Origin of the sequence: Kitasatospora sp. NPDC048296 (assembly GCF_043201815.1) — a bacterium.
In the GTDB taxonomy this organism is placed as follows: Bacteria; Actinomycetota; Actinomycetes; order Streptomycetales; family Streptomycetaceae; genus Kitasatospora.
This window is the reverse complement of record NZ_JBICZB010000226.1, coordinates 1-1259: the sequence shown is the minus strand read 5'-3', so window position 1 is coordinate 1259 and position 1259 is coordinate 1. Positions and strand designations below refer to the sequence as shown.

The following is a 1259-nucleotide window of genomic DNA, read 5'->3' as shown; positions in this document are numbered from 1 at the left end:
CGCGGTCGCGGCGGTCACGAACAGCACGGCGACGAACAGGAACCCGCCGCCCAGGAAGAGCGTGGCGAAGAACCTGTCCTCGGCCGGTCCGATGTAGTCCCGTGTCGCCCCCATGAACCACAGGAAGAAGATTCCGGCGAACGGCAGCATGCCCAGGGCCGCCTGCAGGGAGTCCCGGTGGGAGGAGTCGCCGAGCCAGGCCGTCGCGTCGGCGGCATCGGTCGGAAGCGCGCTGCGGAACAGGAGGATGGCCGCGGCCAGCAGCAGGGCGGAGAGGATGCCCGCCGCTCCGGCGGCACGGGGTGTCCGCAGGGCGGCGCCCGGCGGTCCGTCAGATTGCATGATCCTCATACTGCGGCGCGGTGGGACGACGGGGGCGGTCCGCCGCGTCGGCACAACCGACGATCACCCCGATGGCTGCCTGGCGAACACGGCGAGAGGGTCCACGACCGCGCCCCCGGATTGCGCGAATGCCAGGTTCAGCGCTGCGCCGATCACGCCGAGGTGGCTGAAGCCCTGCGGGAAGTTGCCGAGTTGCTCGCCGGTGGCGGGGTCGATCTCCTCGGCCAGCAGCCCGAGGTCATTCGCGCAGCCGAGGACGCGGTCGAGGTACTGCGCGGCCGCCTCGGTGCGCCCGGCCAGGGCGAGGGCGCTGGCCAGCCAGAGCGTGCAGAACACGAACGAACCCTCCTCGCCCGACAGGCCGTCCTCGACGAGGTAGCGGTAGACATGGCCGTTGCGCGTCAGTTCGGCCTCGATCCGGTCGATGGTGGCGAGGACGCGGGGGTCGTCGGGGGGCAGGAATCCCCGCAGGCCCACATGGAGCGCCGCCGCATCGAGCTCCGGGTGGTCGAAGGCCTGGACGAACGCGCCGGTCTCGGGATCCACCCCGCGCGTCTCCAGGGCGGTACGCATCTCCGCGCGAGCGCGTACCCAGCGTTCTCGCAGATCCCCGTCCGGAGCCACGCCGGGGAACAGGTCGAGCAAGCGGATGCCGCAGTCGACACCGGCCCACGCCATGAGTTTGGAGAAGACGAAGTGCCGCCGCCCGCCGCGGATCTCCCAGATACCCTCGTCCGGTTCCTGCCAGCGCCGGATGTTCAGCTCCACCACGTTGCGGAGGAAGCGGAGGAAGGGGCCGCGCTCGTGCACGGCCTCCGCATCGTCGCGCAGCCGCACGATGAGGTACGTCGCCATGAGCAGTTCGCCGTAGGTGTCGAGCTGCACCTGGTTCCAGGCTCCGTTCCCGATCCGCACCG

At 70.9% G+C, this 1259-nt stretch carries 1 protein-coding gene and 1 pseudogene; both read right to left on the bottom strand.

Translation table 11 applies throughout. The features are described 5' to 3' along the window. A pseudogene (locus ACGF12_RS38650) lies at window positions 1-342 on the bottom strand (hypothetical protein); the annotation flags it as partial. A gap of 63 nt (window positions 343-405) precedes the next feature. Next, a partial coding sequence (locus ACGF12_RS38645) for a glycoside hydrolase family 15 protein (protein ID WP_393041376.1) occupies window positions 406-1259 on the bottom strand: 854 nt, incomplete at its 5' end.